The organism is Brasilonema sp. UFV-L1, assembly GCF_012912105.1.
Lineage (GTDB): Bacteria > Cyanobacteriota > Cyanobacteriia > Cyanobacteriales > Nostocaceae > Brasilonema.
On the sequence record NZ_QMEA01000234.1, the window covers coordinates 1 to 6,673 of the forward strand.

9 protein-coding genes are annotated in these 6,673 nt (G+C 42.5%); 6 read left to right on the forward strand and 3 right to left on the reverse strand.

Annotated elements, in window-relative coordinates:
- Nucleotides 1-94: 94 nt before the first annotated feature.
- Entirely contained in the window at nt 95-1,552 is a 1,458-nt protein-coding gene (locus DP117_RS33165) for a YdiU family protein (protein ID WP_169222413.1), read from the reverse strand.
- Nucleotides 1,553-1,643: 91 nt separating this feature from the next.
- On the reverse strand, nt 1,644-2,216 hold the full coding sequence (locus DP117_RS33170) for a GNAT family N-acetyltransferase (protein WP_169222414.1): 573 nt from the start codon (nt 2,214-2,216) through the stop codon (nt 1,644-1,646).
- A 140-nt stretch (nt 2,217-2,356) separates the two neighbouring features.
- Here DP117_RS33170 and bioB point away from each other — a divergent pair, with 140 nt between their 5' ends.
- The gene (gene bioB / locus DP117_RS33175) at nt 2,357-3,367 is read left to right on the forward strand and encodes a biotin synthase BioB (RefSeq protein ID WP_169222415.1); all 1,011 of its coding nucleotides are present in this window, start codon (nt 2,357-2,359) and stop codon (nt 3,365-3,367) included.
- A gap of 106 nt (nt 3,368-3,473) precedes the next feature.
- On the opposite strand, the gene petL is transcribed toward bioB, so the two are convergent.
- Nucleotides 3,474-3,569, reverse strand: a complete 96-nt coding sequence (gene petL / locus DP117_RS33180) for a cytochrome b6-f complex subunit PetL (protein ID WP_169222416.1) — start codon at nt 3,567-3,569, stop codon at nt 3,474-3,476.
- 179 nt (nt 3,570-3,748) lie between these two features.
- Here petL and DP117_RS33185 point away from each other — a divergent pair, with 179 nt between their 5' ends.
- The 5 genes from DP117_RS33185 to DP117_RS35770 all read left to right on the forward strand — a co-directional run.
- On the forward strand, nt 3,749-4,135 hold the full coding sequence (locus DP117_RS33185) for a hypothetical protein (protein ID WP_169222417.1): 387 nt from the start codon (nt 3,749-3,751) through the stop codon (nt 4,133-4,135).
- Nucleotides 4,136-4,221: 86 nt separating this feature from the next.
- On the forward strand, nt 4,222-5,340 hold the full coding sequence (gene aroB / locus DP117_RS33190; protein ID WP_169222420.1) for a 3-dehydroquinate synthase: 1,119 nt from the start codon (nt 4,222-4,224) through the stop codon (nt 5,338-5,340).
- A 156-nt stretch (nt 5,341-5,496) separates the two neighbouring features.
- The gene (locus DP117_RS33195) at nt 5,497-5,973 is read left to right on the forward strand and encodes a MarR family transcriptional regulator (RefSeq protein ID WP_169222418.1); all 477 of its coding nucleotides are present in this window, start codon (nt 5,497-5,499) and stop codon (nt 5,971-5,973) included.
- A gap of 112 nt (nt 5,974-6,085) precedes the next feature.
- Complete coding sequence (locus DP117_RS33200) at nt 6,086-6,301, forward strand: hypothetical protein (RefSeq protein ID WP_169222419.1); 216 nt, start codon at nt 6,086-6,088, stop codon at nt 6,299-6,301.
- Between the two features lie 113 nt (nt 6,302-6,414).
- Nucleotides 6,415-6,673, forward strand: a 259-nt coding sequence (locus DP117_RS35770; protein WP_211176499.1) for a hypothetical protein, incomplete at its 3' end; no start/stop codon positions are given.

Consider the following 6,673-nt stretch of genomic DNA (forward strand, 5'->3'; position numbering starts at 1 on the left):
CTCCTTCACTGTGTACTGTGTACTGTGTACTGTTAAAAAATTATCCTTTCTTTGACTTTTGAAATCACCTCTGAGTTCAAGGCAGTTCATTTCTCTAATTTCCAGATTGAATACACTGAATTAAGTCATAAAAAGGTTGCCAATTATCTTCTTGAACAATTGATTCCCAAATTGATTCAATCACTGGTTTAAGGATGACAGTTTTGGGATTATGACGAGCTAGAGTTTGGACGATGCTATCTATTTGTTCTGGGTCAAAGTTATTTAAAATTTTATGGTAAAGAAGACAGAAGTTATCAAACACTTCTGATACCCCTGATGCTGGTACAAGATTTGAATCTACCATAATCAAGCCTGGTTCATCTCGCCATTTTAATGAAATGCTATGAGCCATCTCGTAAAAGAACTGATGATAACCGACTTGGCTATCTTGCAAAAATTGAATCGTAAGATTTAAAAGTTCATCAGCTTCTGGATGTGAGAGTTGCTCAAAACCCAATTTCTTCAACATTAAAGTCTTATACTGACTTTGATAATGCTCATCAAATCTTGCCAATCCAGCCTGCATATCACCTAAATTAATAACAGCCTTGAGCGCGTCTTGGAGTGTTTCTAAGTTCCACTTACAAATACCCGGTTGATGAGTGTAACAGTAGCGTCCATAATAATCGAAATACGCAGCGGTAAAGTAAGGCTGATAATTGGTAATAAATGCATAGGGACCATAGTCAAAACTCTCCCCTGTGATTGACATATTATCTGTATTTAACACTGCATGACAAAAACCAGCTGCCATCCATTGTGCTACGAGTTCTGCTGTTCGTTTGACTAAATCTGCGTAAAACAGAGCATATTTCTCTTCTTCGTCGATTAAATATGGATAATACTGCTCAATAACATGGTCTAATAACTTTTTAGTCAAATCTGGACGTCGCAAATAGTGTAGTCGTTCAAAAGTGCCAAAGCGAATGTGCGATCGCCCCATCCTCACAATCACCGAAGAACGTGTAGGAGAAGGTTCATCACCCCGCCACAGGGATAAGCCTGTTTCAACCATACTTAAACAGCGTGAAGTGCGTACACCCATGTGATGTAGCATTTCCGCAGCCAGAACTTCCCGTACTCCGCCTTTGAGTGTTAACATCCCATCTCCACCACGGGAGTAAGGAGTTTTACCAGAACCTTTTGTCCCGAAGTCGTACAATTCGTCATCAATACCGCGTACTTGTCCGTAGAGAAAGCCCCTACCATCACCTAAAAAAGGGTTGTATTCACCAAATTGATAGCCGTGGTAACGCAATGCCAACAGCGGTTTTCGTTCCTCAAATTTCCCAAAAGCACAGATAAAGTCTTCGTCTTTTACCAATTCTGGGTTTAGTCCTAAGCGGGGTAGAAGTGCATCATTGCGCCAGCGTAGAATATGTTGGGGAAATTCTGCAGCAGCGACTTCATCATAGTAATCATCACCCAGAGATTCAAGGGCTCTTTCGTAGCGGAGATTGAGAAAAGGATTGGTAGAATTTGTGTTGTTTAGAGTTTTAGCCAAAGTCATTAGATTTATCCAAGTTATCCAAAAGTGTTGTGAGGTGTTGTTCCGTTGGGATTGAATCCTTTAATTTGATCTTTAAAAGATGTTTAAAATTTTATGGGTTTGCCCGCCAGTTAGAATTGATCAGACTGGTAAGAATGTGGTCTTGCCATTTTCCGTTAATTAATAAATAGTCCCTGGCATAGCCTTCCACTACAAATCCTAATCTTCTCAGTACGTTACCACTGCGTTGATTGTGAGGCATATAATTTGCCATAACTCTGTGCATTTTTAAGTTTTGAAATACATAGCGAATACCTGCTTGCAGTCCTTCTGTCATATAACCTTTTCCTTGTTCACCTTCTGCAAGACCGTATCCTACATTACAGTACTGAGCGGCTCCTCTGACAAAATTAGCAAAATTTATATATCCAATAATATTTGGTTGATGAGTTTTAGAAAAAATAAATAATTTTAATGATATACCATTAGTAAATTCTAAATAGTTATTATCTATGCTATTTTGCCAATACTCTTCTGTAAAGAAGTTATCTAACCAAACAGGAGAGAATGGAGTGAGATATGTTTTGTTTTCAGAAAAAAACTTGAGGATTGCGGGAATGTCCTCTTTTGTTGCTAGCCTTAATAACAAGCGTTCTGTTGTGATATTTGGCAGTTGCAATTCCATAAACGACTGAAATATTTGTTCCAAAAGTATTATCCACCCTTCATAATTTAACAGCAGTGGGGGTTTCTATATGACCAACATCTTTAGTAAAGACTTCACAAAGAGCTAAAATTATGCAAAAATCTCATAAGGGTATAAAAATGTCAGTAGTCATACGATACGATTGGCAAAAGTCAGAAATACGTGATGTATATGATACAGCATTGCTAGAACTGATTTATCAAGCAGCTAGCGTGCATCGCCAATTCCATGACCCAAGCAAGATACAGGTCTGTAAGCTAATATCTATAAAAACTGGGGGTTGTCCAGAAGATTGTAGCTATTGTGCTCAATCGTCTCGCTACAAGACAGAGGTTAAGGCACAAGCACTCTTAGAAAAAGAAACAGTCGTTAGTATTGCCCAACAAGCAAAAGAAAGTGGAGTCAGTCGTGTCTGTATGGGCGCTGCTTGGCGAGAGGTGCGCGATAACTCGCAATTTGAGCAAGTGTTGGACATGGTTAAAGAAGTGACAGCATTAGGTTTGGAAGTTTGCTGCACTTTAGGTATGCTAACCCAAACACAAGCCAAACGATTGGAAGAAGCTGGGCTTTATGCCTATAACCATAATTTGGATACCTCAGAGGATTACTATAGCACTATTATTACAACTAGAAGTTACGGCGATCGCCTCAACACAATCAACAATGTCCGACAGACAAATGTGACTGTATGCTCTGGCGGTATTCTCGGCTTAGGCGAAAGCGTGGATGACCGCGTGTCTATGTTGCATACTCTAGGAACCCTGCATCCACATCCAGAGTCAGTACCCATAAACATTCTCTCACAAGTTCAAGGCACACCCTTGGAAAATCAACCTGATGTTCCTATCTGGGATGTGGTGCGAATGATTGCTACAGCACGTATTGTAATGCCTGCTTCTGATATTCGTCTGAGTGCAGGTAGAGCTAGACTTTCACAGGTAGAACAGGCGTTATGCTTCTTAGCAGGAGCTAATTCTATTTTTTCCAGTGACAATGGACATATGTTAACAGTGACAACTCCCTGTCCAGGATATAATGCTGACCGTGAAATGCTAGATTTACTTGGTTTAGAAGTGCGTTCTCCTTTTGTCAGTCAACACAAAGCCCCTATGGAAGCTGCTATTGGATAAAATTTCCACGCAAAGGCGCTAAGACGCGAAGCAAAACTTTGCACCTTTGCGACGCCAGTCGGCTGAAGGGACTGGCGTCTCCTTTGCGTGAGACTCCAAAAAGCAATTAAATCAGCTTAATAGCACGAAGACCGAAAAGTAACACAACAGCGATACCAAAGAACAGACCTAAGAAGACTAAGTAAGCAATGACACCAAACATTGAAGTTTCTCCATAATCGTTTATAAATATTATTCAATCATTTACAGATGAAGCACTCAATAAAAATATTTCTTGAACCTTTCTTAAGTTCTCCCATAAGAAGTTATCATATAAGAAGAAAGACTTATAGTTTCAATCGATTCAAGTTTCTTGTGGTTAAGATAATTAAATAACAACTTATGATGACCAAATACGCTTTCATTGCTACTGCTTTGGTAGCTTTTAGTGGGTTAGGGTTTGAGCCTAGTATTGTTGTTGCTCAAACAGTCAACAAACCCTCTAACACAGCCACTATACCACAAACGACAGTCACAACCTTCCAAACACCCAATTACAGTGTAAGGGTTTTTCGCCAAGGAAGCCAGACGCGGATGAATGTTTTTGATAGGAAAACGAATAAGTTACAATTGAACGCTGCTCCTGTTCAAGTTCAAAATTTGGATCAGCAGACAAGTTATACGACATCTGAAGGTGAACGCTTATTCCGCATCTCTGTTGATGGTTCTGGTAACAAATCCGTTGAGATTAACGCTCCTGGTCAAGTGATCCAAGAGAGTACGAATTAAAATAGAAGTTGTTGTCGCTCACATCCGGAATAGAGAGTGTTTATGCTGTAGAATACAGCCGTCGGGCGCTTGTTTGGGATTTGGTTATGACTTCTATCAGTGTAAATCTACCACAACAGTCTTATGAGATTGCGATTGGGCAAGGAATAGCCTCGCAAGCGGCGCAATCGCCGCTGAGCATAGATCAGCTCGGTGAGAAGATGAGCAATCTGAAGCTGGGTAGAAAAGTCCTGCTGGTTTCTAACCCGACTATTTTTAAAAATTATGGCGAAAGGGTACTAGCATCTTTAGAAGCCGCTGGGTTTGAAGTTGTTAGCTGCAATTTAAGCGCCGGTGAACGCTACAAAACCCTCAATTCTGTCCAGAAAATTTATGATACCGCACTGTTAAACCGCATAGAACGCTCCTCGACTATGGTAGCTTTAGGAGGAGGAGTCATTGGAGATATGACTGGTTTTGCTGCAGCTACTTGGCTGCGAGGAATTAACTTTGTACAAGTGCCAACCTCACTTTTGGCAATGGTAGATGCATCAATAGGTGGCAAAACTGGTGTTAATCATCCTCAAGGCAAAAACTTGATTGGGGCGTTTCATCAACCGCGCTTGGTTCTGATTGATCCAGATGTGTTGAAAACATTGCCAGTTCGTGAATTTCGTGCGGGAATGGCAGAAGTTATTAAGTACGGCGTGATTTGGGATGCTCAATTATTTGCTGAGATGGAACAGAGTGAACGCTTAGATCAACTAGACTACATCAAACCAGAATTGATTGAATCCATTCTCACCCGTTCTTGTCAAGCAAAAGCCGATGTTGTCGGTAAAGATGAGAAAGAAGCAGGATTGAGGGCAATTCTCAACTATGGTCATACCATTGGGCATGCAATAGAAAGTTTAACAGGTTATCGAGTCGTGAATCATGGTGAAGCTGTTGCCATTGGCATGGTCGCAGCAGGACGGATTGCTGTCAAACTGGGGATGTGGCAAAAGGAAGAAACTGAACGTCAAGACGCCCTGATTCAAAAAGCAGGTTTACCAACTCAGTTACCATCCGGAATGGATATTGAAGCAATTATTGAGGCTTTACAAGTAGATAAGAAAGTTCAAGCTGGTAAAGTGCGATTTGTATTGCCTACGCAAATAGGTGTTGTGACGGTGACTGACCAAGTACCATCAGATATTATCCGACAGGTGTTGCAGGAAATGTAATTTATTTGACGTAGTATTAGATAACTGAAAGACGAAGCATGCAGAGAGTAACGAAGTTTAGACTGTGGAATTCTCTTGCTAACATTAATAGGCTTGACTATTATGTGTGGACGACTTGATCCACAGGTGGCGATGTAATCAGGAGAAAAACAGTTCATGAGCTTGGATAAACCTTCTGTTGGCGTAACTTCCTTTGAATGTGCAGCCAAAGTGATGGAAACAATCCCATTATTGATGCGGTTTATTCGAGCGGATATGCGTACTCACAGTGCTGACTCTCTGTCCATACCTCAGTTGCGATCGCTAGCTTTTCTCAAGCGTAATCCCGGCGCTTCATTATCTGAAGTGGCAGAACATCTTGGTGTCACCTGTGCTACAGCATCAACAACAATAGAACGACTAGTACAACGCAATCTGGTGCAACGCACTGATAACCCTCAAGAGAGGCGGCGAGTCGTTCTCAATCTCACTCAAGAAGGAAAACTGCTCTTGGAGCAATCTCAGGAGAAAACTCGCGCTCATATTGCTGATATTCTGGAGAGTTTGACACCAGAACAAGTATCACAAATTGAAGAAGGGTTAGCTCTACTGAAAAATGTCTTTGAGCAAACAGAAGTTAAAAAAGCTCCCTAGGCATTTGCCCTGAAAGAAAGTCCCAGCCCTATGGCTGACGCCACGCCAGAAGGCTATCGGGTAAGACCTCCGGTCTCGCTGCGCGTTCCACCAGTTCCCTACGGAGGAGCCAGTGCGGACGCCACATGCCTGTTGTCGGGAAACCCTCAAAGCAGCAGTGGCTCGTCTTGGGGTCTCACGCCAGGTGCTACAACGGGACGGCAGGTGCTACAAGTCGGCGAAGCCGCCCAACGCACTGCCTCGGGAACCCCCGCAACGCACTGGCTCCCCAAGTGGAGCATCTGGCGTTGGAAACCCTCCTGCAGGACTGGTTCACCGTCAAATCTAGATCCTTCGTCACCAACCCATTAACGTAAAACACGGCTGGGACTTTCTTTTTGCGGTCCCCCCTAAGACTGAGGCTGCACAACACGATCCCTTAGTGTTGTGATTCGCCATACCTTGGTTCAGATCCGAACTCCTGACCATTTGCGCGGTCGAGTTGCTGCCATCAACAGCGTCTTTTTGACACTCTCTGGGCTAAAGCCGCAGAGATTGTTAAGACCTTTGGGTCTTAATATCCTGATTGCTCAGGTTCCTGGGCTGCAACACGTTTGCCTCTTAGGGCGTATTGATACGCCAGGTGCCACAACGGGGGGAACCCCCGCAAGGCACTGGCTCATCTCCTGTGTGGTTATTTCAGCCGTAACTTTCTTCCAGC

Bases quoted from the DNA above. Each gene is read 5' to 3' on its own strand.
- petL (WP_169222416.1), bottom strand. From the start codon at position 3,569: ATGTTTGGTGTCATTGCTTACTTAGTCTTCTTAGGTCTGTTCTTTGGT.
- DP117_RS33170 (WP_169222414.1), bottom strand. From the start codon at position 2,216: ATGGAATTGCAACTGCCAAATATCACAACAGAACGCTTGTTATTAAGG.
- aroB (WP_169222420.1), top strand. From the start codon at position 4,222: ATGACTTCTATCAGTGTAAATCTACCACAACAGTCTTATGAGATTGCG.
- bioB (WP_169222415.1), top strand. From the start codon at position 2,357: ATGTCAGTAGTCATACGATACGATTGGCAAAAGTCAGAAATACGTGAT.
- DP117_RS33195 (WP_169222418.1), top strand. From the start codon at position 5,497: ATGAGCTTGGATAAACCTTCTGTTGGCGTAACTTCCTTTGAATGTGCA.
- DP117_RS33165 (WP_169222413.1), bottom strand. From the start codon at position 1,552: ATGACTTTGGCTAAAACTCTAAACAACACAAATTCTACCAATCCTTTT.
- DP117_RS33185 (WP_169222417.1), top strand. From the start codon at position 3,749: ATGATGACCAAATACGCTTTCATTGCTACTGCTTTGGTAGCTTTTAGT.